General features: G+C 70.3%; 26 protein-coding genes and 2 pseudogenes. 11 read left to right on the top strand and 17 right to left on the bottom strand.

Annotated features, from left to right (window positions below; translation table 11 throughout):
- Positions 1-35: 35 nt before the first annotated feature.
- Positions 36-455, top strand: coding sequence for a PRC-barrel domain-containing protein (locus GFD30_RS03570; protein WP_322632909.1), 420 nt, complete (start codon positions 36-38; stop codon positions 453-455).
- A 72-nt stretch (positions 456-527) separates the two neighbouring features.
- On the opposite strand, the gene GFD30_RS03565 is transcribed toward GFD30_RS03570, so the two are convergent.
- Positions 528-905, bottom strand: coding sequence for a DUF1761 family protein (locus GFD30_RS03565; RefSeq protein WP_153023855.1), 378 nt, complete (start codon positions 903-905; stop codon positions 528-530).
- Positions 906-984: 79 nt separating this feature from the next.
- On the opposite strand from GFD30_RS03565, the gene GFD30_RS03560 reads away from it, so the two are divergent.
- Positions 985-1,623, top strand: a complete 639-nt coding sequence (locus tag GFD30_RS03560; RefSeq protein ID WP_153023854.1) for a TetR/AcrR family transcriptional regulator — start codon at positions 985-987, stop codon at positions 1,621-1,623.
- Positions 1,624-1,787: 164 nt separating this feature from the next.
- On the opposite strand, the gene GFD30_RS03555 is transcribed toward GFD30_RS03560, so the two are convergent.
- Entirely contained in the window at positions 1,788-2,753 is a 966-nt protein-coding gene (locus tag GFD30_RS03555) for an NADP-dependent oxidoreductase (protein ID WP_153023853.1), read from the bottom strand.
- Positions 2,754-2,846: 93 nt separating this feature from the next.
- On the opposite strand from GFD30_RS03555, the gene GFD30_RS03550 reads away from it, so the two are divergent.
- Entirely contained in the window at positions 2,847-3,446 is a 600-nt protein-coding gene (locus GFD30_RS03550) for a TetR/AcrR family transcriptional regulator (RefSeq protein ID WP_153023852.1), read from the top strand.
- Between the two features lie 15 nt (positions 3,447-3,461).
- Here GFD30_RS03550 and GFD30_RS03545 read toward each other — a convergent pair whose 3' ends face one another.
- From GFD30_RS03545 to GFD30_RS26640, 9 genes are all read right to left on the bottom strand, one after another.
- Positions 3,462-4,490, bottom strand: a complete 1,029-nt coding sequence (locus GFD30_RS03545; protein ID WP_153023851.1) for a hemolysin family protein — start codon at positions 4,488-4,490, stop codon at positions 3,462-3,464.
- Positions 4,487-5,854 carry a hemolysin family protein gene (locus GFD30_RS03540; protein WP_153023850.1) on the bottom strand — a complete coding sequence of 456 codons (1,368 nt, stop codon included), beginning with the start codon at positions 5,852-5,854 and terminating at the stop codon, positions 4,487-4,489. Before GFD30_RS03540 ends, GFD30_RS03545 begins: the two co-directional genes overlap by 4 nt.
- A 254-nt stretch (positions 5,855-6,108) precedes the next feature.
- Entirely contained in the window at positions 6,109-6,672 is a 564-nt protein-coding gene (locus GFD30_RS03535) for a 3'-5' exonuclease (RefSeq protein ID WP_153023849.1), read from the bottom strand.
- 161 nt (positions 6,673-6,833) lie between these two features.
- On the bottom strand, positions 6,834-7,976 hold the full coding sequence (locus tag GFD30_RS03530) for a Gfo/Idh/MocA family protein (protein WP_153024037.1): 1,143 nt from the start codon (positions 7,974-7,976) through the stop codon (positions 6,834-6,836).
- Between the two features lie 20 nt (positions 7,977-7,996).
- The gene (locus tag GFD30_RS03525; protein ID WP_153023848.1) at positions 7,997-9,115 is read right to left on the bottom strand and encodes a Gfo/Idh/MocA family protein; all 1,119 of its coding nucleotides are present in this window, start codon (positions 9,113-9,115) and stop codon (positions 7,997-7,999) included.
- Entirely contained in the window at positions 9,112-9,882 is a 771-nt protein-coding gene (locus tag GFD30_RS03520) for a ThuA domain-containing protein (RefSeq protein WP_153023847.1), read from the bottom strand. Before GFD30_RS03520 ends, GFD30_RS03525 begins: the two co-directional genes overlap by 4 nt.
- 70 nt (positions 9,883-9,952) lie before the next feature.
- Positions 9,953-10,990, bottom strand: a complete 1,038-nt coding sequence (locus GFD30_RS03515; protein ID WP_153023846.1) for a LacI family DNA-binding transcriptional regulator — start codon at positions 10,988-10,990, stop codon at positions 9,953-9,955.
- A 263-nt stretch (positions 10,991-11,253) separates the two neighbouring features.
- The gene (locus GFD30_RS26645; RefSeq protein ID WP_407648958.1) at positions 11,254-11,910 is read right to left on the bottom strand and encodes a response regulator; all 657 of its coding nucleotides are present in this window, start codon (positions 11,908-11,910) and stop codon (positions 11,254-11,256) included.
- Positions 11,886-13,202 (bottom strand): sensor histidine kinase, encoded by a 1,317-nt coding sequence (locus GFD30_RS26640; protein WP_227995804.1) that lies wholly within the window; start codon positions 13,200-13,202, stop codon positions 11,886-11,888. The genes GFD30_RS26645 and GFD30_RS26640 overlap by 25 nt, the downstream gene beginning before the upstream one ends.
- Before the next feature lie 34 nt (positions 13,203-13,236).
- On the opposite strand from GFD30_RS26640, the pseudogene GFD30_RS28180 reads away from it, so the two are divergent.
- Positions 13,237-14,004: pseudogene (locus GFD30_RS28180) on the top strand (CPBP family intramembrane glutamic endopeptidase); the annotation flags it as partial.
- Between the two features lie 207 nt (positions 14,005-14,211).
- Positions 14,212-14,907, top strand: coding sequence for an NADPH-dependent F420 reductase (locus GFD30_RS28175; protein ID WP_407648962.1), 696 nt, complete (start codon positions 14,212-14,214; stop codon positions 14,905-14,907).
- Positions 14,908-14,969: 62 nt separating this feature from the next.
- Here the strand turns inward: GFD30_RS28175 and GFD30_RS03500 are convergent, their stop codons facing one another.
- Positions 14,970-15,812: an alpha/beta fold hydrolase gene (locus GFD30_RS03500; protein WP_153023844.1), complete on the bottom strand. Its 843-nt coding sequence runs from the start codon at positions 15,810-15,812 to the stop codon at positions 14,970-14,972.
- Positions 15,813-15,903: 91 nt separating this feature from the next.
- On the opposite strand from GFD30_RS03500, the gene GFD30_RS03495 reads away from it, so the two are divergent.
- The 4 genes from GFD30_RS03495 to GFD30_RS03480 all read left to right on the top strand — a co-directional run bounded on the left by GFD30_RS03495 (position 15,904) and on the right by GFD30_RS03480 (position 20,205).
- On the top strand, positions 15,904-16,476 hold the full coding sequence (locus GFD30_RS03495) for a TetR/AcrR family transcriptional regulator (protein WP_153023843.1): 573 nt from the start codon (positions 15,904-15,906) through the stop codon (positions 16,474-16,476).
- 173 nt (positions 16,477-16,649) lie between these two features.
- Positions 16,650-18,329, top strand: a complete 1,680-nt coding sequence (locus GFD30_RS26635; RefSeq protein WP_153023842.1) for an extracellular solute-binding protein — start codon at positions 16,650-16,652, stop codon at positions 18,327-18,329.
- Positions 18,326-19,315 carry an ABC transporter permease gene (locus GFD30_RS27775; protein WP_322632907.1) on the top strand — a complete coding sequence of 330 codons (990 nt, stop codon included), beginning with the start codon at positions 18,326-18,328 and terminating at the stop codon, positions 19,313-19,315. The genes GFD30_RS26635 and GFD30_RS27775 overlap by 4 nt, the downstream gene beginning before the upstream one ends.
- On the top strand, positions 19,312-20,205 hold the full coding sequence (locus GFD30_RS03480) for a carbohydrate ABC transporter permease (RefSeq protein ID WP_153023840.1): 894 nt from the start codon (positions 19,312-19,314) through the stop codon (positions 20,203-20,205). Before GFD30_RS27775 ends, GFD30_RS03480 begins: the two co-directional genes overlap by 4 nt.
- A gap of 142 nt (positions 20,206-20,347) precedes the next feature.
- Here GFD30_RS03480 and GFD30_RS03475 read toward each other — a convergent pair whose 3' ends face one another.
- From GFD30_RS03475 to GFD30_RS26135, 3 genes and pseudogenes are all read right to left on the bottom strand, one after another.
- A complete protein-coding gene (locus tag GFD30_RS03475) occupies positions 20,348-21,346 on the bottom strand; it encodes an LLM class flavin-dependent oxidoreductase (RefSeq protein ID WP_153023839.1) in 999 nt (332 codons plus the stop codon).
- A 148-nt stretch (positions 21,347-21,494) separates the two neighbouring features.
- A complete protein-coding gene (locus GFD30_RS03470; protein WP_153023838.1) occupies positions 21,495-21,797 on the bottom strand; it encodes a GNAT family N-acetyltransferase in 303 nt (100 codons plus the stop codon).
- Between the two features lie 60 nt (positions 21,798-21,857).
- Positions 21,858-22,328: pseudogene (locus GFD30_RS26135) on the bottom strand (SUKH-4 family immunity protein); the annotation flags it as partial.
- Positions 22,329-22,340: 12 nt separating this feature from the next.
- Between GFD30_RS26135 and GFD30_RS26130 the strand changes: the two are divergent.
- Positions 22,341-22,862, top strand: a complete 522-nt coding sequence (locus GFD30_RS26130; protein ID WP_322632906.1) for a recombinase family protein — start codon at positions 22,341-22,343, stop codon at positions 22,860-22,862.
- 12 nt (positions 22,863-22,874) lie between these two features.
- Complete coding sequence (locus tag GFD30_RS03460; RefSeq protein WP_153023836.1) at positions 22,875-23,789, top strand: recombinase family protein; 915 nt, start codon at positions 22,875-22,877, stop codon at positions 23,787-23,789.
- A 12-nt stretch (positions 23,790-23,801) separates the two neighbouring features.
- On the opposite strand, the gene GFD30_RS03455 is transcribed toward GFD30_RS03460, so the two are convergent.
- Both GFD30_RS03455 and GFD30_RS26125 read right to left on the bottom strand, forming a co-directional pair.
- Entirely contained in the window at positions 23,802-24,674 is an 873-nt protein-coding gene (locus tag GFD30_RS03455) for a PD-(D/E)XK nuclease domain-containing protein (protein WP_153023835.1), read from the bottom strand.
- A gap of 28 nt (positions 24,675-24,702) precedes the next feature.
- A complete protein-coding gene (locus GFD30_RS26125; RefSeq protein ID WP_194201831.1) occupies positions 24,703-25,350 on the bottom strand; it encodes an RNA ligase family protein in 648 nt (215 codons plus the stop codon).
- Positions 25,351-25,488: the final 138 nt, after the last annotated feature.

Here is a 25,488-nt window from a genome sequence, read left to right as displayed (position 1 = left end):
ACTGAAGCACACGATAGAGGATGGAGGGGAGTGTCGTGACCGACGAAATGTCGACGCTCGTCCGGCTCGGCGACAGCGACCTGACCGTTGCGAACGAAGCCGAGGACGTCCGCGGGCACAAGGTCATCGACCGGAGCGGCGAGGAGACCGGCACGGTCGACGGCCTGCTCATCGATGAGGCGGAGCGCAAGGTCCGGTTCCTGGAGGTCGGTTCCGGCGGCTTCCTGGGCATCGGCAAGCATCAGGTGCTCGTACCGGTGGACGCGGTCACGCGCGTGGACGACGAGCACGTGTACATCGACAGGGACCGCGAGCACGTCGCATCGGGACCCGTGTACGACCCGGAGCTGATGTCCGATCCGGATCGCCCGTACCTCGAGAACCTCTACGTGTACTACGGCTTCATGCCGTACTGGGGCGCGGGCTACATGTACCCGGGCTACCCCTACCGCTAGGACGTCGAGCGCCCCGCGTGGCTCCCTCTGGCCGAGCCGCGTTGGGGCGCAGTGGATTACGGTCGGCGCGGTTCAGGCGAGCAGGCCGATGAGGGCGCCGATCACGGTCAGTTTGACGATCCAGTCGAGGGAGTGGATCGCGGCGAGGGGCACGGGGATCCCTTCGTGGACGACCGCACCGGTGAGGATCACGGTCGGCAGGACTCCCAGCGCGAGGCCGAGCAGGGCTCCGGGGCCGGTGCCGTTCCAGTCGGCCGCCTGCATGAGGCCCGCGATCAGGCACGCCGCGACGAGGCTGCGGGCGACGACCGCGCCCATCTGGGCGGCGACGGGAAGGCCGGGCCGCGGGTTGCTGTGGCGCTGCACGTAGGCGGCGATCGGCGGCGCGCCGTACAGGGCCGCGCTCCAGATGAACGAGACGACCGTGGCGGCCGCGATGGCGAGGATCATGACGAACTCCTTCAGTACTGTCTGGTACTGAAATACGCTAGCCCTTCTATTCAGTCCCGTCAAGTACTAAAATTGCGGCATGACGAACGGAACCCGCCGACGCGGCCGCCCCTCGGGAAAGACCGGAGCCGACCTCATCGCCGCCGCGCGCGAGGTGTTCCTCGAATCCGGTTACGCCGGAACGACTATGGACGCGGTCGCCGCGCGCGCGCAGATCTCGAAGGCCTCGCTCTATCGCGAGCACCCGTCCAAGGACGCGCTCTTCGCGGCGGTCGTCCGCGCCTGGACCGACGCCGGCCGCGACGCCATGCGCCCGCATCTGCAGCGACTCGTGGACGGCGACGACACCCGGGCGGATCTCATCCACCTGGCGGAGGTCATGCGCAGGGGCATCCTCAGCCGCGACGTGCTGAACATGCGGCGCCTGATCACCAGTGAGGCCAAGCGCCTCCCCCACGTGGCCGCGGAGTACCTCGAGGAGAGCTGGGAGCGCAACATCCGCGCCCTGGCGGACGCACTGCGGGCGCTCGGCCACCGGGGCCGGCTGCGGCTGGACGATCCGCTCGTCGCGGCCGACCAGTTGACCTGGCTCGTCATCGGTTCACCGCTCAACCGGCTGCTCCTCACCGACACCGAGAAGACCGAGACGCCCGCCTCCCCGGTCGCGAACGCCGTGGACCTCTTCCTCGCCGGATACGGGCCCGGCGCCGCCGAGTAGGTCTTCGGCGGCGGCATGCGGACGCTTGCCGCCGCTAGGGATTCGGACGCGATACGGGTCCGCCGCCGAGCCGGCCTCGGAGGGCACTAGGGACGAGTCGGAGCGATCGCCGGGCGCCACAGAACCCGGCGATCGCTCCCGCAACTCTGCAGCTCGCGCCCCCTTCAGATGTGCACCACCAGTTTTCCGCTGGTGTGACGCCGTGCGAAGTCGACGATCGCCTGCGGCCCTTCGTCGAGCCGGTAGCGGCGGCCGATCGTGGCGGTGAGTTCGCCGCGGGCGGCGGCGTCGGCCACCTCGCTCATGCCGCCGAGGCGGCCGTCCATGTCGAGGACGAAGTGCAGGTCGATGTCGTTGCGGCCCAGCCATTCGGGCTCGGTGATCGGGTATGTGATCGTGACCAGGCGCCCGCCGGGGCGAACGGCCGCCGCCAGTTCGGTGAGGCGGTCGCCGGGCAGTGCGAGGTTGAAGGCGACGTCGACGCCGGAGGGGTAGCCGGCCGGGTCGTACCCGATGGTCTCTGCCGCGCCGAGGCCGCGCACGAGGTCCGCATCGGCCGGTGTGGCGGTGGCGGTCACGTTCGCGGTGGCGGCCAGCAGGGGCAGCAGCGCGGTGCCGACGCCGCCGGTGGCGCCGACGACGAGCGCGGTCTCGCCGGGCCGGACCGCGGCGGTGGCCATCAGCGCGCGGGCGGTCAGGCCGACCGTGGGAAGGGCGGCGGCGTCGTCGATGCTCAGCTCCGGCGGCCGGTGGGCGATGAACGGGGTGTCGGCTTCGAAGACCGCGTACTCCGCGAGGGACCCGGTGCCGAGCGAGGGCCGGGCGCTGCCGGCCATGGTTCGCAGGGCGCGCGGGACGGCGTGGCCGAAGACCTCGTCACCGACACGGAATCCGTCTACACCGGACCCGATCTCGGTGACGGTGCCGGCGAAGTCGTTGCCCGGCACGTGCGGGAACGCGAGCGGGAACGCCTCGCGGAACGCGCCGCTGGGGAGCTGCACGTCGGCGGGGTTGATCGAGGCGGCGGCGATCCGCACCTGGAACTGGCCGGGGCCGGGGCGGGGCGCCGGGATGTCGGCGACGGTGTAGGTCTCGGGAGGGCCGTAGTCCCCCGCGATGACTGCCTTCATGGTGCGTCCTCCATTAAACGGACCCTGCGGTCACTTTCAAGGCGGAACGCTAGCACTAACCGGACCGTGCGGTCAACTTGCTATGCTCGCGGCATGACCGACACCCGTCCCCCGCGCGCCGACGCCGTCCGCAACCGGCGGCTGCTGCTGGCCGCAGCCGCCGACGAGTTCGCCGAGCACGGCCTGGACGCCTCGGTCGCCGACATCGCCCGACGCGCCGGCGTCGGCAAAGGCACGGTCTTCCGCCACTTCGCCACCAAGGACGAGCTGATCGCCGCGATCCTCATCGACCGCATCAACGAACTCAGCGCCGTCGGCGAACGCCTCCTCGACGCCGGCGACCCCGGGGAGGCGCTGTGCGAGTTCCTGACCGCCGCCGCGCAGCAGCGGCAGGAGCGCGACCTGTCGTTCCTGGCCGAGGCGAGCGGGTCCATGCGGGAGGTGGCGCAGGCCCGATCCCGGATGACGGCGGCCCTCGACCGGCTCGTCGAACGGGCCCGTGAGCACGGCGCCGTCCGCGCCGACATCACCGGCACGGACGTCCTCCTGCTCATGTGCGCGCCGAACTACGTCGCCGGCTCCGTGCCCGATGCGTCACCGGACCTGTGGCGCCGCTATCTCGCGATCATCTTCGACGGCCTGCGCCCCGAAGGCGCCCATGCGCTCCCGGCCGAGCCCCCGCGGTTCGCCTGACCGGGCGCGGCGCGGTCAGTCGCTCGCGGCGTCCTGGACTTCGCCGATGAGCTCCTCGATGATGTCTTCGAGGAACAGGACGCCGGTGGTCACCCCGGAGGCGCCTGCGACCAGGGCGACGTGGGCGTTCTGGGCGCGGATGTGGGCGAGGGCGTCCTCGAGTTCGTCGGTGGCGCTCACCCGCGGCAGGTTGCGGATGCGGTCGGCCGGGATCGGGGCGTCGAGGTCGGTGAGGTCGAGGACGTCCTTGAGGTGAAGATAGGTGTGCGGGGCGTCGCCGTTGCGGATGACGTAGCGGGAGTAGCCGCTCTCGGACACGGCCTGCTGCACCTGGCGCGGCGTCGGCTCGGCGGGGAGCTGGACGAGGTTCCGCAGCGGCACTTCCACGTCAGCCACGGTCTTCTCGGTGAACTCGAACGCGGCCGTGATGGTCCCCGAGTCGTCCACAAGGGTGCCCTCGCGCCGGGACTCCTCCACGATGGTGGCGACCTCGTCGATCGTGTACGAGCTCTGGGCCTCGTCCTTCGGTTCGATGCGGAAGAGGCGCAGGATGCCGTTCGCGGTCTGGTTCAGGCTCCAGATGACGGGCCTGACCAAGCGGGAGACGAAGACCAGCGGCGGCGCCAGGATCAGGGCGGCGCGGTCGGGGACGGAGAAGGCGATGTTCTTCGGGATCATCTCGCCGAAGACGACGTGGAGGAACGTCACCAGCAGGAGCGCCACCGTGAACGCGATGCCCGTGACCATCGCGGGGGTGAGCCCGGTCCATCCGAGCGGGTATTCGAGCAGGTGGTGGATGGCCGGCTCTGAGACGTTGAGGATCACCAGGGAGCAGACGGTGATGCCGAGCTGGCTGGTGGCCAGCATCAGGGTCGCGTGCTCCATGGCCCACAGGGTGGTCTTGGCGGCGCGGCTGCCGGCGGCGGCGCGCGGTTCGATCTGGGAGCGGCGGGCCGAGATGACGGCGAACTCCGCGCCCACGAAGAAGGCGTTGGCGGCCAGGAGGACGACCAGCCAGATCAGGCCGGGGACGTATTCGCTCATCGGTCGGACTCCTGCTCGAAGGTCTCCATGATGCGCTCGCGCGTCCCGCGGAAGGCCGGGTCGGTGGCCGGGTCGTCGGGGAGGTAGCGGAGGCGGTCGATGCGGGCGCCGGTCAGGCGCTCCACGCGGAGCGCGCCGCGGTCGAGGCGGATCTCCTCGCCGATCGCGGGGATGCGCTCGAGCCGGTCGAGCACGTAGCCGGCGACGGTCTCGTAGTCCTCGCCCGCGGGGATGCGCACGCCCGCGCGCTCCCAGAGCTCGTCGGGCCGCAGGGATCCGGCGAGCACGATCGAGTCGGCGCTCTTGACGATGAGGTTCTGGCGCGGGTCGTGCTCGTCGTTGACTTCGCCGAGGAGTTCTTCGACGAGGTCTTCGAGCGTGACGATGCCGGCGGTGCCGCCGTACTCGTCGACGACGACGGCGATCTGGTACCCGCGGCCGCGCAGCGTGCCCAGGAGCGAGCCGACGCCGGCGGTCTCGGGGACCTTCAGCGGCTCGGACATGAGGTCGGTGACGGGGATGCCGTCGCGCCGGTCGAACGCGATGCCGTAGGCGGTCTTGACGTGGGCGATGCCGATGACGTCGTCGACGCCCTCGCCGAGGACGGGGAACCGGGAGTGCCCGGTCCGGGCCGCTTCGGCGATCACGTCGGCGGCGGTCGCCGTGCCGTCCAGGGTCACCGCGTTCACGCGCGGGGTCATGACCTCGCCGGCGGTGTGGGTGGAGAACGTCAGCGTGCGGTGGAGCATCGCCGCCTCGTCGCGGTCGAGTGCGCCCTCGGTGGCCGAGCGGCGGATGAGGAAGCTCAGCTCCTCGGCGCTGCGCGCCCCGGAGAGCTCCTCTTTGGGCTCGATGCCCATCGCGCGGATGGTGCGGTTCGCGGTGCCGTTGAACAGCACGATGACCGGCTTGAAGAGGTAGGTGAACGCGATCTGGAACGGGACGACGAGCTTCGCGGTGGCGAGCGGGACCGCGAGCGCGAAGTTCTTGGGCGCGAGTTCGCCGAGGATCATCGAGAACAGGGTCGCCAGGGTGATGCCGATGACGGCGCCGATCGGGCTGACCGCGGTCTCGGCGACGCCGAGGGAGAGGAGCGGTTCGCGCAGTAGCGAGCTGATGGCCGGTTCGAACGTGTAACCGGCCAGGAGGGTGGTGAGGGTGATGCCGAGTTGGGCGCCGGAGAGGTGGGTGGAGGTCACCTTCAGCGCCTTGATGGTCGGGCCGAGGCCCTTCTCGCCGCGGGCTTGGCGGCGTTCGAGTTCGCGCCGGTCCAGGTTGACGAGTGCGAACTCGGAGGCGACGAAGAGTCCGGTGCCGACGGTGAGGACGACGCCGGCGAGGATGCCCCAGGCTTCTGTGCTCATCGCTCACCTCGCTGCGGCGGTGCCGGGTCCGGCAGCGGCTGCTTCGAGGTGAGCCAGGGTTTATGACTGGGTGATTCGTCCATGCCGACGAGGATAGCGGTGCGGCGGCGGGACGTGCAGGGTGTCGCCGTGCGAATCACAACCGTTGTCCGTGGCGCGGTCCGAAGGCGCGGTCCGCTGGAGCGGCTCGAAGGGGCGGTCCGGTGGAGCGGCGGGGATCGGCGGGCACGGCACGGAGGTCGCGGCCGGGCGGTTCAGGCCTCGGGCCAGTGGCCCGTCTCGACCAGTCCGAGGACGAGGGCGGCGATGTTCCAGGCGTCGTCGGCGCCGCTGTGGTGGCGGCCTTCGAGGGGGAGGCCGGCGATGGCGAGGGCTTCGGCCATGCCGGGGCGGCGCTTGAGGCCGCGGGCCTCGGTGAAGCGGAGCTTGACGTTGGCGTGGCGGCTGCCGAACGGGTAGCGGGTACCGGTGGCCTTGCACTGGCGTTCGAACTGCTTGCGGTCGTAATCGCCCCAGCTCGCCCACGGGCGGGAGTCGGCGCGGTGCTCGGCGGTGAGGATCCGGCAGGCTTCGGCGTACTCGACGCCCGTGTCCACTTCGGCCTGGGTGAGGCCGGTCAGTTCGGTGCAGAACTCGCTGACGCGGGAGCGGCGGGGCCGGACCAGGATCCGGTGCTTGGAGATCCGTTCCCGGGCGGCGAGGTCGACCACGGTCAGTCCGATCTCGATGATCTCGCTGAGGGCGCCCGCCGGAGGCTGTCCCTCCCAGCAGGTCGCCTCGACGTCGACGACGTTGAGCAGGGTGTTCGCAGGGTCCATGCCTTGGAGCGTAGAGGGCCCGTCCACCCGGTTTCGGGTGAACGGGCCCGCTGCGTCGGACGGTCGCCGCAGGCGGCCGGTCCGGACGGTCGCCCGCGGACGGCCACGCCAGTCCGGCCGGTCATGCGGTGCCGCCGCGGGGGCGGCCGACCGAGCGTGCGCTACACCGCGGTCCAGCGGCTCTCGTCGCCGGCGCTGGCCTCGACCGCGGCCAGGACGCGCTGGACCTGGAGGGCGTCGGCGAACGACGGGGTCGGCTGCTCGCCGGCCGCGATCGCGTTGGTGAGGTCGACGACCTGGTGCGTGAAGGCGTGCTCGTAGCCGAGGCCGTGGCCGACGGGCCACCAGTTGCCGGTGTACGGGTGCTCGGGCTCGGTGGCCTGGATCTTGCGGAAACCGGAGTTCGGTCCGTCGGCCGAGTCGTAGAACCACAGCGAGTTCATGTCCTCGAAGTCGAACGCGATGGACGCCTTGGAGCCGTTGAGTTCCAGGCGCATCGCGTTCTTGCGGCCGAGGGCGAAGCGGGTGGCCTCGAAGACGCCGATCGCGCCGTCGGAGAAGCGGGCGGTGAAGGCCGCCGCGTCGTCGACGGTGACCGGTCCGCGCGGGCCGTCCGTGCCGCCGTGGCCGCCGAGGCCGACGAAGTCGCCGCCGACCGGGCGCTCCTTGACGAAGGTCTCGAGGATCGCCGACACGCCGGTGACGTTCGCGCCCGCGATCCACTGCGCCGCGTCGATGATGTGCGCGCCGATGTCGCCCAGCGACCCCGAACCGGACTTGGACTTGTCGAGGCGCCAGGTCAGGGGCGCGTTCTCGTCGGTGAGCCAGTCCTGGAGGTACTGGGCGCGCACGTGGCGGATCGACCCGAGCGCGCCGGATTCGACCAGGCGCTTCGCGAGCGACAGCGCCGGGGTGCGCCGGTAGCTGAAGCCGCACATGGCAAGGGCGCCTTTGGCTTTGGCGGCCTCGGCGGCGGCGGTCATCTGCTCGGCCTCGTCGACGGAGTTCGCCAGGGGCTTCTCGCACAGCACGTGCTTGCCCGCCTCGAGCGCGGCGATCGCGATCTCGGCGTGCAGGTTCCCGGGGACGCAGATGTCGATGAGGTCGATGTCGTCGCGTTCGACGAGCCGGCGCCAGTCGGTCTCGACGGAGTCCCAGCCGAGCTTCGTCGCGGCCGCGGCGACCCGCTCGGCGTCGCGCCCGGCCAGCGCGGTCATCCGCGGCGCGAGCGGCAGGTCGAAGAAGCGCGGCGCGGTGCGCCACGCGTGCGAGTGGGCCGCGCCCATGAAGGCGTAGCCGACCATGCCGACGTTGAGGGATTCAGTCACTGTCGCTCCTCTGTAGAGCTCAGGGCCTCCCGCACGGAAGACCACGATTTCAGGACGGCGAGCACCTCCGGGTCGCGCTCGGCCGCGAGCGCGGCGCCGTAGGAGCGGTCGAGCACGTCGTCGATCGCGACCCGCCGCCCCTGCGACGCGCTCTGCGTCGCGGCCTCGACCATAGCGAGGCTCATGATGTTCGCGTGCACACGCCCCATCGGTTCCCGCCCGGTGCGCAGCGCGGCGATGAACTGCCGCAGGGAGCCCGCGATGTCCCGGCCGTGGTCCGATCCGGGTTCGAAGGGCTCGTCGGGGGCGGCGACCGGGTCGTGCTCGCCGTCCCACAGGACCGTGCCGCGCTCGGCCGAGATCCGCCAGGAGCCGTTCCAGGAGGTCTCGTGGCCGGGGCTGCACCAGGATCCGTTGAACGTGAACCGGGCGCCGCCTTCCATGGCGAAGACCGCGTTCGCGGCCGCGTCGCCCCGGTACCAGCTCCAGGCCGGGTTGTACTCCTCGCAGGAGACCGAGACGGGGTCGGCGTCGAGGAGGTAGCGGGCCATGTCGAACTGGTGGATGGCCATGTCGAGCAGGAGCGGGCTGTCCATCTCGTCGCGGAAGCCGCCGAAGTGCGGCGACTGGAAGAAGTCGACCGAGACGATGCCGACCGTACCGAGCCCGGCGAGCCGCTGCTTGGCCTTGTGGAGCGCCGGGTGGTAGCGGCGGTTCTGGCTGACCATGAAGAGCTGGCCGGTGTGCTGGGCGGCGGCCGCGAGTGAGAGTCCTTCGGCCACGGTGGCGGCTACGGGCTTCTCCCCCAGCACGGGCAGCCCTGCGTTGAGGGCGGCGATCGTGACCGGGTGGTGCGCTTCGGGGATGGTCGCGTTCACGATCGCGTCGGCGCCGGTTCGCCGCGCCAGTTCGATCGCGTCCGTGCCGGTGGCGAGGCCCTCGATGCCGGTCTCGGCGGCGGCCGACGCGGCTGCCTCCGGGAAGAGGTCGGCGATGCCGACGAGTTCGGCGTCCGGGCTCTCGGCGATGTTCCGGTTCCAGGCCCGGCCCATCCCGCCCGCGCCGGCCACGACGAGGCGAAGGGGCCCTTCGGTGTCGATGGTGCGGAAGCTCATCGCTCGAACGCTCCCCGGTACCCCTGGCCGTTGAAGAAGTCGTCGGTGTCGTAGCGCAGCAGGGTCGGCGTCTCGCGCTCGCGGTCGGGGCGGGCCCATTCGATGCCGTTGGCGATCACGTGGTTGACGTCCGGGTGGTGGTAGACGGGGAAGTCCTGGTCGCCGGGGCTGAAGTAGAAGATCCGGCCGAAGCCGCGGCGGTAGGTCATGCCGGAGCGGAAGACCTCGCCGCCGGTGAAGCCGGAGATGAAGATGAGCTCGTCGGGGGTGGGGACGTCGAAGTACTCGCCGTACATCTCCTGCTCGGGGATGACGATCGGGTTCGGGATGCCGCGCGCGATCGGGTGCTGCGGGTTCACGGTCCACACGAGTTCGCGGTCGTGCTCGCTGCGCCAGCGCAGCGTGCAGGTGGTGCCCATGAGCTTCGTGAAGATCTTCGACCAGTGTCCGGAGTGGAGGACGACGAGGCCCATGCCGGCGAGGACGTGGCGGTGGACGCGGTCGACGACCTCGTCGGCGACCTCGCCGTGGGCGGCGTGGCCCCACCAGACGAGGACGTCGGTCTCGTCGAGGACGTCGGAGGTCAGGCCGTGCTCGGGCTCGTCGAGGGTGTGGGTGGTGATGACGGCCTTGTCGCCGAGCCATTCGCCGACGCCTTTGGCGATGGCGCCGTGCATGCCGTCGGGGTAGCGCTCGGCGACGGACGGCTCGACCTGCTCGTGGCGGTTCTCGCCCCAGATGACGGTGCGGATCGGTGCGGTGGACATGCGGTGGTGCTCCTTTATGGGTGTTCCGCGAATTGTGAGCTTACAAATCGTTGGGCCGCAAGGGTTTCGTTCATGCGTCGGGGTCCGTGCTGGAGCGGACGGTGAGCGTCGGCGGCAGGAGGACGTGCTCGGGCGCTTCGGGGCGGGTGATGACGAGCCGCACGAGTTCGGCGGCGATCGCGGCGGACTGCTGGCGGACGGAGGTGATGCCGACGGGGCCGAACGAGGTCAGCGGGGTGTCGTCGTAGCCGGTGACGGCCACGTCTCGGCCGGGGGCGAGGCCGCGGGCCTGGATGGTGATCACGGCGCCGGCGGCGAGCTGGTCGGAGGTGCAGATGATCGCGGTCGGCGGCGAGGGCGAGTCGAGGAGGTCGGCGGCGATGCGGACGCCGGAGGCGAGGTCGCTGCCGGAGGAGACGATCCGGTCGCCGGTGGCCGACGAGTCGAGTCCGAGGCGGCGGCAGGCGTCGCGGTAGCCCGTCTCGCGTTCGACGCCGGTCACGCTGGCGCGGTTGGCGCCGACGAACGCGAGTTCGCGGTGGCCGCGCTCGTGGACGTGCTCGACGGCGGTCTCGATGCCCAGGGCCGCATCGCCTTCGGCCCAGCTCCACGGGCTCGCGAACGCCTCGCCGGAGCGGCCGTAGGCGGCGAAGGGGATGCCGCGCCGGTGGAGTTCGACCGGCCGCGGGTCGTCGGAGCCGACGTTCGAGATGACGAACCCGGCGACGGACTGGCCGAAGTACAGGTCCTCGCACACGGTCATGAGCGCCTCGGTGTCGCGCTGCGGGATGAGCGTGAGGTTGCGGTCGGCGGCCTGGCAGGCGCCGGCGAGGTCGTGGAGGAACACGTCCATGTACTGGTTGCCGGCGGCGTCGGGCGCGGGGAGCACGTAGCCGATCTGCCGGGGCTGGGCGAGCCGGAGGCTGCGGGCGACGAGGTTGTTGCGGTAGCGCAGTTCGCGCATCGCGGCGTCGACTTTCGCGCGGGTGGCCTCGGTGACGACCTCGGGGCGGTTGATGACGTTCGAGACGGTCATGACCGAGACGCCGGCGCGGTCGGCGACGTCGGCCATGCTGGCCTTGCGGCCCGCATCGGGCGTTCCGCTCATGAGCCGCCCTCCAATCCGTCCCGGGCCTGGGCACCGCCCGGGATTTTAAGCATAAAGTCGCGAGCCGGTCAAGCGCCTTCCTCGCGTTCTGGGACGGCCGGGGACCGTCCTCGAGAATCCGGCCGAGGCGGGCCGGTCCTCCTGGCCGAACGCCACGCGGGTGGCGAGCGCCGCCGAGGCTGCGGAGGGCGGCCCGGACAGCGGCGCCGTACCCGGCGGCCGGACCCGGCCGCGAGCGGCGGGCAGCTTGCACCGGCCAGCCGCTAGCCCCGCAGGTACGCGAGGACGGCCAGGACCCGGCGGTTCGTGTCCTCGGTCTGCGGCAGGTCGAGCTTCGCGAGGATGGCGCCGACGTGCTTGCCGACCGCCGCCTCGGAGACGTGCAGGAGCCGGGCGACGGCGGCGTTCGAGCGGCCCTCCGCGATGAGCGCGAGCACGTCGCGCTCGCGGGCGGTCAGCGCCGAGAGCGGGTCGCGGCGGCGGCGCAGGAGTTGGCTGACCACCTGGGGGTCGACGGCGGTGCCGCCGGCCGCGACCCGTTCGAGCGCGTCGATGAACTCCTCGACGTCGACTACGCGGTCCTTGAGCAGGTAGCCGATGCCGCGCCCGCCGCCGGAGCCGAGCAGGTCGGCGGCGTAGCGGTGCTGCACGTACTGGCTGAGGACCACGACCGGCAGGTCCGGGTCCGCCTCGCGCAGCTCGACGGCGGCGCGCAGGCCCTCGTCGGTGAAGCCCGGGGGCATGCGGATGTCGGTGACGACCAGGCCGGGCCGGTGCTCGGCCACCGCGCGCTTCAGGGCGTCGGCGTCGCCGACCGCGGCGGCCACCTGGAATCCGAAGCGGTCGAAGAGCCCGGCGAGGCCCTCGCGCAGGAGGACCCCGTCCTCGGCGAGGACTACGCGGATCGGTTCTCGTTGCACGGCAACTCCACGCGAAGGACGGTCGGCCCTCCGGCCGGGCTTGACAGCAGCATTCTCCCACCGGTGACCGCCACGCGGTCGGCGAGTCCGGTGAGCCCGGTGCCGAGGCCGGGGTCGGCACCGCCGCGACCGTCGTCGGCGACGTCCACAGTGAGCAGTCCGTCGCGGACGCGGGCGGTGACCCGGGCCGAGGCGGCGCCGCTGTGCCGGGCGACGTTGGTGAGCGCCTCGGCCGCGACGAAGTACGCGGTGTGCTCGACCTGCCCGGGCAGCCGCCCGTCGAGGCGGGCGTCCACGGTGACCGGCACGGGCGAGGCGTCGGCGAGCTCGCCGAGGGCCGCCGCGAGCCCGAGGTCGGTGAGGATCTGCGGCCGGATGCCGTGGATGAGTTCGCGCAGCTCGGCCATGAGGTGCTTCGCCTGGTCGTGGGCCTCCCCCACGGTGGCGGCGGCGGGCGATCCGGGCGGCAGGTCGAGGCGGGCCAGCCCGAGCTTGAGGGTGAGGCCGACGAGCCGCTGCTGGGCGCCGTCGTGCAGGTCGCGTTCGATCCGCAGCCGCTCGGCCTCGAACGCGTCGGCGAGCCGGGTGCGCGAGCGCGACACCTCCACCAGTTCGGCCCGCAGGTCCTCGTCCGGGGCGCCGGTCAGGAGCGCGCGGGCCGCGGCGCCGTGGACGCCGGCCAGGAGCGTCGCCAGGTACGGCAGCGCCGCGAGCAGGACCAGGCCGGCGCTCACGTAAGGCAAGGTCTGCCCGACCGTGCTGACCTGCCCGAACGCCAAGGCCACCGGGAGGTCTCCCGGGCGCTGCGCCAGCACCAGGACCGGGCTCGCGACGAACGTGCCCGCGAGCACGACGGTCAGCGGCACGGCGAGGACGAGCACGGGCGAGGCGAAGGCGATCAGGCACGCATAGGCGGTCTCGAGCCGGGCGCCGGGATCGGTGTACCGGGTGCGCAGCCACGGCCCCGGGGGCCGCGGGCGCGGGTCGATCCGGCGGTGGTCCACGCGGCGCAGCCCGCGCCGGGCGGCGCGGGCCAGCGGCGCCGAGACGAGCGGGCCGAGCACGGCGATCAGGGCGATGCCGACGAGCATGAGGACGGCGGCCTCGCCGATGCCGGCGCCGCCGCCGGCCAGGCGTGCGGCCAGGACGACCCAGGGGACGCCGAGCACGGCGAAGGCGGCGGCCGCGAGCGGCGCGACGGTGAGCAGGTGGAGCGCGGCCCGCCACGGCCACGCACTGACCGGGAGGCGGCGCCGCCCGAGCGCCTCCAGCGCGGTCCGCGGTTCGTCCATGCGGCCACCGTAATCGCCGCGCCGGCCCCGGCCAATGGGTCTGCCCGTAGTCCGGGGGTATGGCTGGGCATACCCGAAGTCGATGTCCAGGCGTAGTGACCGGGGGCCGCGCCGGTGGTTGCCTGTAGCCATGGGACACAGTCGAAACGGCGTCATCGCCTATCTGCTCATCGCCTTCGGGGTCGCCTGGGGCGGCATCGCGTTCATCTTCTTCGTGCTCGACGGGTCGCTCATGAACCCGCTCCTGCAGATCCCGGTGGCGTTCGCCCCGGCGATCGCGGCACTGGCGGTCCGCAAGTGGGTGACCAAGGAGGGGTTCGGGGACGCCGGGGGCCGCCTGCGCCTGCGGCCGGCGAAGAGGTACTACCTGATCGCGTGGATCGGGCCGGTCGCGGTGCTCGCGGCCGCGATCGGGCTCGCCGCCGCACTGGCCGGGTACCGTCCGGACTTCGCGGCGGTGCCGGAGCTCGTGTTCGGCGCCGATCTGCCATGGGCGGCGGTGCTGGGGATCGCGCTCGCGGCCCCGATCGCGGCGATGCCGGTCTTCTGGGGCGAGGAGTTCGGCTGGCGGGGCTACCTCCAGCAGCGGGTCGGCCGGGGGCCGCTCTCGGCGGCGCTCATCACCGGTTTCATCTGGGCCGCATGGCATTACCCGCTGGTGTTCACGGACTACGCCGGCGGCGGCGACGAAGCCCTGACGATCGTGACGTGGACGGCGCAGATCATGCTCCAGGCGATCGTGCTCGCGTGGCTGTTCCTGCGCTCGGGGAGCGTCTGGGTCGCGTGCCTCGCGCACGCCGGGAACAACCTGGTCATCGGGACGTTCGGGCATCCGCTGCTGGTCGAGCAGGGCGGATTCGCGGGCTGGCAGGTGAACCTGCTGGAGTCGGCCCCGCTGGCGGCCGTGTGCGCGTGGATCCTGCTCACCGGGCGCCTGACGGCCGCGGGCATGGCGCAGAACACCGCGGCGACCGGAATTCCGGCCGCCGCACGCTGGTTACTGACGGGTATGAGCACAATCGGATTCATCGGCAGCGGCAACATCGGCGGCGCCATCGCGCGCCTCGCGGTCAAGGCGGGGCACCGCGTGGTCCTGAGCAACAGCCGCGGGCCCGAGACCCTGGCGGACCTGGTGGCTGAGCTCGGGCCGAACGCCGCCGCCGCGACCCCGGCGGAGGCCGCCGCGGCGGCCGACATCGCGGTCGTCAGCATCCCGCTGCACGCGTACCGGAGCGTCCCGGTCGAGGAGCTGCGCGGGAAGGTCGTCTTCGACACGAACAACTACTACCCGCAGCGCGACGGGCAGATCCCGGAGCTCGACGACGAGTCGACCACCGTGAGCGAGCTGCTCCAGGCGCACCTGCCGGAGTCGTTCGTGATCAAGGCGTTCAACAACATCTTCCAGGACCACGTGGTCGAGCTGGCCCGCCCGTCCGGCCACCCCGAGCGCTCGCTCCTCGCGATCGCCGGGGACGACGCGGCGGCGAAGCGGACGGCGACGGACCTGCTCGACGAGCTCGGCTACGACGCGTACGACGTCGGGCCGCTCGCCGAGGGCTGGCGCTACCAGCGCGACACGCCCGCGTACGGCCTGTACTTCTCCGCGCCGTTCACCTGGGGCGAGCCGGCTCCGGCGCCGCGGCGGCTCACGCCGGAGATCCTGGAACCGGCGCTGAAGGCCGCCAAGCGCTACCGCGACATGTAGGCGAACGAGCAATGTGGACATACTGAAGGCCCGGGGCGACCGCCCCGGGCCTTCAGTGCCGCTTAGGACTTGACGAAGCCCAGGAGCGCCTCGTTGACCTCCTTGGCGTGGGTCCAGAGCAGGCCGTGCGGCGCGTCCTCGATCTCGACGTACTGCGCGTCGGGGACGGCCTGGTGGAAGCGGCGTCCGGTGGCGTCGATCGGCAGGATGTTGTCCTTGGTGCCGTGCAGGATCAGGGTGGGCTTGGCGGCGGCGCGGACGGCGTCCACGTCGGCGCGGAAGTCCTCGATCCAGGAGTCGACCACCGCGTAGGCGGCGACGGGCGCCGAGGTGGTGGCGGTGTTCCAGTTGGCGGTGACGACCTCCTGGCTGATGCGGGAGCCCAGGTTCTCGTCGAGGTTGTAGAAGTCCTTGTAGAACTGGGTGAACCAGGCGTAGCGGTCGCCGCGGGCGGCCTCGATGATGCCGTCGAAGACCTCCTGCGGGACGCCTTCGGGGTTGTCGTCGCGCTTGACGAGGAACGGCTCGAGCGAGGCGAGGAAGGCGAGCTTCGCGACGCGCTCGTGGCCGTGGTTCTTGACGTAGCGGGCGAGTTCGCCGGTGCCCATGGAGAAGCCGACGAGGATGACGTCGCGGAGGTCCAGCTCGGTGAGGACCGTGTTCAGGTCGGCGGCGAAGGTGTCGTAGTCGTAGCCTTCGCCGACCTTGCTCGACCCGCCGAAGCCGCGGCGGTCGTAGGTGATGACGCGGTAGCCGGCGGCGAGCAGCTCGCGGGCCTGGAGCTCCCAGCTGTGGCCGTTGAGCGGGTAGCCGTGGATGAGGACGACCGGCTGCCCGGAGCCCTGGTCCTCGTAGTAGAGCTCGATGGGGGTGCTGTTCTCGGTGCCGACGGTGATGGTGCCCATGTGACTCAATCCCTTCGATGGGAGAACGATCGTTCTCCGCTGATGTGGACTACTCTAGAGAACGATCGTTCTCATGGCAAGGAGTTCCCCTATGATCGACGACACAACAGCCCGGAGGCAGGTGGTCGAGGCCGCCGACCGGCTCTTCTACACCCGCGGCGTGCAGGCGGTCGGGATGGACGCCGTCCGCGCCGAGGCCGGCGTCTCGCTCAAGCGCATCTACTCACTGTTCCCCTCGAAGGACGACCTGATCGTCGCCGTGCTCCGGCACCGCCGGCAGATGTGGGACGCCGGGATCGCCGCCAGCGCCGAGCGGGCGGCGACGGCGCGCGAGAAGCTGCTGGCGGTGTTCGACTTCCTCGACGGGTGGTTCCGCGAGCCGGACTTCCGCGGCTGCGCGTTCATCAACGCCTACGGCGAGCTGAGCGGCGGCTCGGAGAACGTGCGGCGGACCGTGCGCGAGCAGAAGGAGGCGTTCGGGGCGTACGTGGCCGAGCTGGTGCGCGCCGCCGGAGCGCCCGCGTCGCTGGCGCCGCAGATCGCGATCCTCGCCGAGGGCGCGCAGACGACGGCGGCGATCCTCGGCGGCCCCGAGGCCGCCGCGCAGGCACGGGACGCCGCGGAGACGCTCCTCGACGCCGCATTGGAGAAGACTCCCTTATAGACGGTCGAGACGGGTCGCGAGCTGGGATGCGAGCGCAACCCGGGGAGGGTGTTGCACAGCTCTCATCTAGGAAGTTATATTTGTTTGGACGTACGACAAACATAGGTCGTCCGACCCTTCGCACCACCGGCCTTCGGCGAAGAGCTCACCGCACCCGCGATTGAACTGCTCAGATGAAAGGCATCCCCATGGGCGACAACCGCCGATCCCTGTTCCGCCTCCAGCGCCGGACCCTCTTCCAGGCCGGCGCCGGCGCCGCCGCGGCGGCCTCCCTCGCCGGCTGCGCCGCGCTCGACGAAGGCCCGGAAGGCACCGCCGCCGGGTCCGACGAGCTGGCGGAACTGCTGCCGACGTACACGCCGTACGAAGGCGGCGTCGAACCCGACCTGCCCGGCCAGCCCGACGGCACCGTCTCCCCCGGCTACCTCTCGCGCCCGGCGGAGCCCGTCCAGGCCGTCGCCGAGCCGCCGATGACCACCGGCGAGGAGATCACCGCCATCACTCCCCTGTGGAACCCGGCCCCGCCCGCCCTCCCGGACAACTCCTACTTCACCTCGGTGAACGAGGCGCTCGGCGGCACCGTCGTGTTCAACATCGCCGACGGCAACAACTACCTCGACAAGATCACCACCACCCTCGCCAGCGGCGACGTGCCGGACATGTTCCAGATCCCCGGCTGGGAGATCGTGAACATCTCCGACTTCGGCGAGGCCGCGAACGAGCTGTTCGCCGACCTCTCCCCGTACCTCGCCGGCGACAAGGCCGCCGAGTACCCGCTGCTGGCCAGCTACCCGACCGCCGCCTGGGCGATGGGCGTCTTCGGGGGCACGCTGCTCGGCATCCCCTGGGAGCGGGCGCCGTACACGAACACGCTGTTCGCGCGCCAGGACATCCTCGACCAGCTGGGCCTGGAGCACCCGACGAACCTCGACGAGCTGCTCGCGATCGCCGAAGAGGTGAACGACCCCTCGGCGAACCGCTGGGCGTTCGCCAGCCTCGACCAGACGGTCCAGGAGGCCATGGGCGTCCCGACACTGTGGAAGATCGAGGACGGCAAACTGGTCCACAAGTTCGAGACCGAGGCGTTCGCCGCGGCGATCGAGTTCACCCGGCAGGTCTTCGACAAGGGCCTGGTCCACCCCGACTACGTTGCCGACCGCAACACGAACGCCAAGGAGATCATCGGCTCCGGCCAGGCGGTGTTCTACGAGGACGGCCTCGGCGCCTGGCACGAGATGCTCGGCACCTACCGCGACGTCCCCGGCTTCAACCTGCAGGCGGTCAACCCGCTGGCCCGCGAAGCGGGCGGCACGCCCACGATCTGGCGCGACGACCCGGCCGGCATGTTCACCTTCATCAAGAAGGACCTCTCCGAGGAGCGCATCAAGGAGTGCCTGCGGGTCGCCAACTGGTGCTCGGCCCCCTTCGGCACCAGGGAATGGGACCTGGTGTGGGACGGCGTCGAGGGCGTCCACTTCACTGTGGACGCCGCCGGTGTGCCGCAGCGGACCGAGCTGGGCCAGAGCGAGGTCGCCAACACCTACCTGTTCCTGTCCGGCCGGGCCAACGCGAACTTCAAGTTCCAGTACCCGGGCCTGGTCGAGGCCCAGCACGCGTGGGAGACCAACGCCGCGCCGTTCCTCGACGACCACCCGTTCCAGGGCCTGCGGGTCGAGATGCCCTCCGACCTGGCCGCCGAGAACGAGCCGATGAAGGACGCCCACCACGAGATCTACCGCGGCCAGCGCGAGGTCGCCGAGTGGGCCACCCTGGTCGAGTCGTGGCGCTCGAAGGTCGGCGACTCGGCCCGCGAGTACTACACCGGCGTCGCCGAGGACAACGACCGCCTGTGACCGCTCCGACGATCCAGTCCCCGGCCTCCCCCAAGGCGGCCGGGGACGCTCCGAAACGTGCCGTGAAGGCGAAGGCGCACTGGCGGACCCGGCTGCGCCGGGACTGGCCGCTGCTGCTCATGGCCGCGCCGATGATGCTGCTGGTATGGGGGTTCTGGTGGATCCCCGTGCTGGGCAACGTGGTCGCGTTCCAGGACTACAAGCCGTACACCGGCGGGATCTTCGGGTCGCGGCTGGTCGGCTTCACGCACTTCCAGATGCTGTTCTCGGACCCGGAGTTCATGCGGGCGCTGGTGAACACGCTGGCGATCACCGCGTTCCAGCTCGTGTTCTACTTCCCGGTGCCGATCATGCTGGCGCTGCTGATGCACTCGCTGGCGTCGGCGCGGCTGCGGTCGATGCTCCAGAGCGTGGTCTACCTGCCGTACTTCTTCTCCTGGGTGCTCGTGATCGCGATCTTCCAGCAGATGCTCGGCGGCGCGGGGCTGCTCAGCCAGGTGCTGCGCGCCAACGGGTTCGAGGGCGTGGACTGGATGACCGATCCGGACACGTTCATCCTGCTGGTGACCTCGCAGGCGATCTGGAAGGAGGCCGGGTTCGGGGCGATCATCTTCCTCGCGGCCCTGGCCGCGATCGACCCGAACCAGTACGAGGCGGCCGCGGTCGACGGGGCCGGGCGGTGGCGGCGGCTGTGGCACATCACGCTGCCGGGGATCCGGCCGGTGATCGTGCTGCTGCTGATCCTGCGGCTCGGCGACGCGCTCAACGTCGGGTTCGAGCAGTTCTTCCTGCAGCGCAGCGCGGTCGGTTCGCAGGCGTCCGAGGTCTTCGACACGTTCGTGTACTACAGCGGCATCCGCACCGGCGACTTCGACTACGGGGCCGCGGCGGGGCTGTTCAAGGGCGTGGTCGGCCTGGTGCTGATCCTCGCCGCCAACAAGGCCGCTCACATGCTGGGCGAACGGGGGGTGTACTCGAAGTCATGAGGGCTGAAGCGAAACGGGCCGCGTGGGAGGAGAAGCCCACGGTCCTGGGGCAGGCGTCGAAGGGCGCGAGCATCGTCGTGATCGCGCTGCTGATCCTGTTCCCGCTCTATGCGATCGCCTTGACGAGCCTGTCGAGCGCCGAGACCGTCAACCGCGTCGGCGGGCTGGTGGTCTGGCCGGGCGACGGGATCACCTTCGAGGCGTACGAGCAGATGTTCCGCAACCCGGTGGTGCTCAGGGCGCTGCTGGTGTCGCTGGGGATCACCGCGGTCGGGACCGTGCTCAGCGTCGTCGTGTCGATCCTGGGCGCGTACTCGCTGTCGCGGCCGGGGTCGTTCGGGCACAAGACGGTGCTGTTCTCGGTCCTGCTGATGTTCGTGATCTTCCCCGGCCTGATCCCGGTCTACCTGTGGGTGAGCGCGATCGGGCTGCGGGACAACTACCTGGCGATCATCCTGCCGATGGCGGTGTCCGCGTTCAACGTGGTGGTCCTGCGGGCGTTCTTCATGAGCATCCCGCAGGAGCTGTTCGACTCGGCCCGGATCGACGGCGCCGGGGAGTTCCGGGTGCTGTGGCAGATCGTGGCGCCGCTGTCGAAGGCGGTGATCGCGGTGGTCACCTTGTTCTACGCGGTCGCGTACTGGAACAACTGGTTCAACGCGTTCCTGTACCTCGACGACACCTCGAAGTGGCCGCTGGCGCTGGTGCTGCGCACGTACGTGGTCGAGTCGGCGCCGCTGCCGCAGGCGTCGGGGCTGAGCAACGCGCCGCCGACGCTGGCGGTGAAGATGGCGATCGTGATGATCGCGATCATCCCCGCGCTGATCATCTACCCGTTCGTGCAGAAGCACTTCAAGAAGGGCGTCATCATCGGCGCCGTCAAGGGCTAGGTTCCGGCCGGCGGTTCCGGGCAAGGTTGGGCTGCCCGGAACCGCCGGCCGGGGCCTGGCGCGAGGGGGCCGGCGAACCGGCCCCCTCGGTTCGTTCAGACGCCGAGCGCGCCGTCGGACCGCTGCGGGCGGCAAGCCGCACTCAGCCTTGAGCCAGCACCGCCTTCGCCGTGAGCTCGACCGAGCGGATCCGGTCGGCGGTGTCCTCAGCGTGGTGGGCGGTGATGAGCTCGTCCGCACCGATCGCCGCGGCGAAGGACTCGAGGAACGCGCGGACCTCGCCGGGGTCGCCGACCGCGGTGTACCGGGTCATGGCGGAGAGCTGCTCGCCGGCCGGCGAGGCGAGGAACGCGTCGATCTCTTCGTCGGTGAAGTCGCCGCCGCCGGCGGGGCCGCGTTTGATGAAGGCCCGGGCGCGGTTGCGGTAGGCGATGCGGCGCTGGGCGTCGGCCGTCTCGTGGTCCTCGGCCGCGAAGACGTTGACGCCGGCGATCAGGTACGGCTCGGCGAGCTGCTCGGAGGGCCGGAACTGCTCGCGGTAGACGGCGACGGCCTCGTGGAGGGCGTCGGGCGCGAAGTGCGAGGCGAACGCGTACGGCAGGCCGAGCCGGGCGGCGAGCTGGGCGCCGAAGAGCGACGAGCCGAGCAGGTAGAGCGGCACCTCGGTCGGCGCGGTCGGCACGGCCTGGACGCCCTCGATGAGGGAGTGGCCGCGCAGGTACCCCTGGAGTTCGAGCACGTCCTCGGGGAACGTGTCGGAGGAGGTCGCGTCGCGGCGGATGGCGCGCATGGTCTGCCGGTCGGTGCCGGGCGCGCGGCCCAGGCCCAGGTCGATGCGGCCCGGGAAGAGCGTCTCGAGGGTCCCGAACTGCTCGGCGATCACCAGCGGCGAGTGGTTGGGCAGCATGATGCCGCCCGCGCCGAGCCGGATGGTGTCGGTGTGCTCGGCGACGTGGCCGATGAGGAGGCTGGTCGCGCTGGAGGCGATCGTCGGCATGTTGTGGTGCTCGGCGTACCAGACCCGCTCGTAGCCGCTGCGCTCCGCGGCGCGGGCGAGTTCGACGCTCGCGGCGAAGCTGTCGCGGGCCGACCGGCCCGGCGCGATCGGGGCGAGGTCGAGGATCGACAGGGCTACTGGCATGGACGGCCGCCTTTCGGTGCAGACTGCGGGGCGCCCTTCGGGCAACGCCCGGGAGCGCCCCGGCAATCCCGGCCCCGGGCCCGGTCACCCCATGACCCTCGTCACGGATCCGGCATCGCGTCTCGGATGCCGCTGCGCGCCAAGGGTTCTAGTCTTCTTCGCCCAGGTGGGGAGCCTGTTCGTGCACGAGGTCCTTGTACTCGGGGTGGCGTTCGATCCATCCGGCGTAGAACGGGCACACCGGATGCACCCGCAGCCCCTGCGAGCGGGCGGCGTCGAGCGAGGTCCGGGCCAGTTCGGAGCCGATGCCCTCGCCTTCGCGCTCGACCACGGTGTGGAAGAAGGTGATCATGCCGTCGTGCCGCTTGTACTGCGCGTATCCGACCAGATCGCCGTCGATGCGGGCCTCCCACCGGTCGCGTTCGGGTGCATCGGTGACTTCCACGGTCATGAGTGCTCCTTCGAGTCGCGGGCGTTCTTGCGACCACCCTAGTGCGGTTTCCCGTACGGGTTACCCAGAAGGAGCCAGTTCCTTCCATACGCCGGGCCACCATTGGCCGGCCTGGAACGCGAACGGGTCGATGGACCCGAGCGTCGACCGCAGCCCGGGGGTGAGGACGTCGGCGAGCCTGCCGGTGCCCGCCTGCTTCTTGGCGGCCTCCAACTGCCACAGGAACTCGACGAACCAGCGGTAGGAGGAGTTGACGCCGCGCACGCCGTGGTTCCGGCGGTCGAACTGGAGAACCTCGGAGGAGTCGGGGTCGAGGACGTACAGCAGCTCGGGCGAGCGCGGAATGACGCCGAGGAGCACCAGCTTCATGTCGATCGTGGTCGCCCCGGCCTTGAGCTGGATCACCGAGAACGGCCGGAGCGGCTGCGGGATCGCGTCCGCGTCGTAGACCCCGTCGAGGCGCCTGGGCACCCAGTCGTCGTCGGGCAGGTCGCGCTCGGGCACGCCCAGGTCGACGAGCCCCCGCTCCGCATTGTCGGGGTAGTGCGCCTGTCGCGGGTCACCGACGTGACCACCTCACCCGAACGCCAGCGCGAAGCGATCGAACACTGGGCGGCCGAGGCGGGCCACACGATAGTCGGCTGGGCCGAGGACCTCGATGTCTCCGGCTCCACTGACCCGTTCGAACGCGACGAACTCGGGCCGTGGCTGCGCGAGCGGACCGAGGAGTTCGATGGGCTGTGCGCGGCGAAGATCGACCGGTGGGCGCGCTCGATTGTCCACTTCTCGAAGCTCCTTGCCTGGTGTGACGAGCACAAGAAACTCGCCGCCACCGCCGACAGGCAGCTCAATACCGCCAAGCCCTCGGGCAAGCTCATCGCCTACGTGGCCGCGATCTTCGCGGAAATGGAACTCGACGCGATCTCCGAACGCGTGAGTGGCACGCGTGCGAAGTTGCGCCAGACCGGCCGGTGGGGCGGCGGCCCGGTCCCATACGGCTACACCGCCACCTACGACGAGCAAGGCTGCGCTGCCGGACTCGCCATCAACCCCGAAGCGGCCTAATGGGTCCGCAGGATGGTCGCGAAGCGTCTGGAGGGCTGGTCGTTCCAGAAGATCGCCGACTGGCTAAACGAGGAAGGCGTGCGCACCTACAAGGACAAGACGTGGATGGGTCACGGCGTCGGCAAGCTCCTCGGCGCCCGGAACCTGGTCGGTCAGCATGTGTTCGACGGCCGCGTGATCACCGACGAGGCCGGGGAGCCGATCCAGTTCGCCGAGCCGCTGATCTCCTTCGCCGACTTCGAAGCGCTCAGGGAGCGGTCGAATCACCGCAACGACGGCACCGGTGAACGCCGTACGCAGCGCCCGAAGACCCAGCTGTACCTGCTCAAGGACTTCCTGCTGTGCGGGGCGTGCGGGAACAAAATGTATCGGTTCGCGAGCGCGCAGAACGGCATCATGTACGTCCGATACGGGTGCAAGGGCACGATCAACCACTGCCCGTCTCCAGCCTCCGTGAAATTGGAACCACTCGATAAAACGATCACCGATCGGTTCCTCGACGACATCGGCGACCAGGAGGTCTACGAACGCAAGTTCATCCCCGCCACCGGCACCGCCGCGAAACTCGAACGCCTCGCGCAGACCATCAGGGATCTGAGAGACGACCGTGACGCCGGCCTGTGGGAAGGCGAGGACGACGAATACCGCGCCCGCATGAAAGCGCTGATCGCCAAACGCGACCAACTCGAAGCCGAACCGGCCGATGCTGCCCGGTGGGAGCAGGTCCCGACCGGGCGAACCTACGCCCAGGCATGGGAGGCCGCCGACATCGCCGAACGCCGCGACCTCTTCGCCGCCGCCGGGTTCAAGGCCGTGGCCTGCAGGTGGGCGGTCGACGCCCCAGATTGGTACGACCCCGACCGGGACGTGAAGCTCGTCTTCCGCGGCTGCCGTGTCTACGCCACCTGGGTCCCACAGCAATTCTGAATCTGGATCGCGTCAACTCGTGATGACGGCTCGGACGGTGAAGCCGTCCGAGCCTGTGCTCAGGTCGCGCTCGAATCCTCGAGCGTTGATAATTCTGTGAGCTGGGTCGTAGACGAGGATGAAGAGTGAATCAACGTCGGGATGTCGACGGAAGTACTGGATGTCAACGGCCAGTTCATCTCTGAGAGCCCTCAGGCTCAAGCTCGTTCGCATCATCTTGGTTTCGATCGCTACTCGCTCCTGCTTGAGGAGGAAGTCGAGCCGTGACGACGCACCTGCCATCTTCGGGGTCGGCTCCTCGGGCTCGACTTCTTCAAAGTGCAGGACCAAGATCGCGTGCAGGACATGCTGCACGTCGTATTCGTTCTCGATCTTCAGGCCGCTCCGATCTCGATGACCTTGGGCGAGGATCGAAAACGACATCGGGAGGAGACGGCTGACATGTTCCAGGAAGTCGAGTGTATCGACCGCCTCAGCTTCTGTTCCCAGGCGTGCCAGAGCCTCTTCGAGGTATTGCTGCTGCTGGCGCAACGGACCAGTGAATCGATCAGAGAACGGATGTTGCCATGGGCTGAAGATCTGCTTGCTGTTGTCGTCGAGATCCTCGTTGTAGAAGGCGCTCCTGGTCCGTGGCTGCTGCAGGAAGTGCTTGATGCGAAACTTCAGCCCGCCGCCCTCGTACTCGAACCGGAACCGGTCCCGCAGGTCCTCCGGAAGCACACCGAGGCTTGAACTGAACCAGGCCCGGTACTCCTTGGCGAGCAGTTCTGAGGCTGCCAGTCCAGCAGGCTCGTCTTCGCCCTGCACCAGGGCGCCGAGGTCTTCGAGCGCCGGTGCTTCTTGCAGGAGAGTCCTGATTCTGCTCGCGGTGTTACGTGTGGTCATGTAGTGAGGATACGAGCACCTGCCGACATTACTGCTGGCCATTCATGTTGGAGGAGTAAGCCTTGAGCGCGAGGCGGGTGTCGGTTGTCGAGGACGCGATGATGCCCTCGGCCGCCGCGCCGGGCACCAGCTGCGACCCGTGCTTTTCCAACCGCGCCAGGCACCGCGTGACCGTGGCGTTTAGCTTCACACCCTCGCATTCGGCCGGTACCGGCACGAGATCCAACTCTTCCGGAACACCTTCGGGTAGCCCGCGCTGCCACCTCGTGGTGTCGAACAGCGCGAAGCGGCGGCTGGTCAGCTCGTACCCGCGACCAATCCCTTGGCCGTACCACTCGCCGTGGTGGTCGCCGGGGCCGAGCGCGGCCAGGTCGGCCGCGTGGGCGGCGACCCAGGCGGCGAAGCCGAAGTTGTCGCGTCCGTCGCCCTCGCGGGCAAGGTGTTCGGGCACCAGCCAGCGAGTGCGACTCGCCGCTCGTACCGTCACCGGCCGCCCACCCGGGCCCGCAGCGACCATCCCGCCCGGTTCCGCCGTTCTCTCGGCGCCGGCGTGGCGGATGACGAGGATCGCGTGGGTGCCGTCGATCTTCTCGGTGATCACCCAGCGCTCGGTGAGCCGGATGATCTTCGGCCACACCGGGACCAGCGCCGCTCCGCTCGCGGCGTCCGAACTCACACCGGGCATGGTCGGCGCAGCTGTCCCCTCCGCGGCTTTGACGCCGGTGACGCCTTTGCGTTGCCTTGGTGGAGAACCAAATGATGGAGCACTGTCGGGTGTTGCATTGAGGTCTCGTGTGGACCATTGGTCCGCTGG

The sequence above is a fragment of the Glycomyces albidus genome, assembly GCF_009451885.1.
GTDB classification, from domain to species: Bacteria; Actinomycetota; Actinomycetes; order Mycobacteriales; family Micromonosporaceae; genus Glycomyces; species Glycomyces albidus.
Note: the sequence above shows the minus strand (reverse complement) of the source record. Positions and strands in the feature narration are given on the sequence as shown.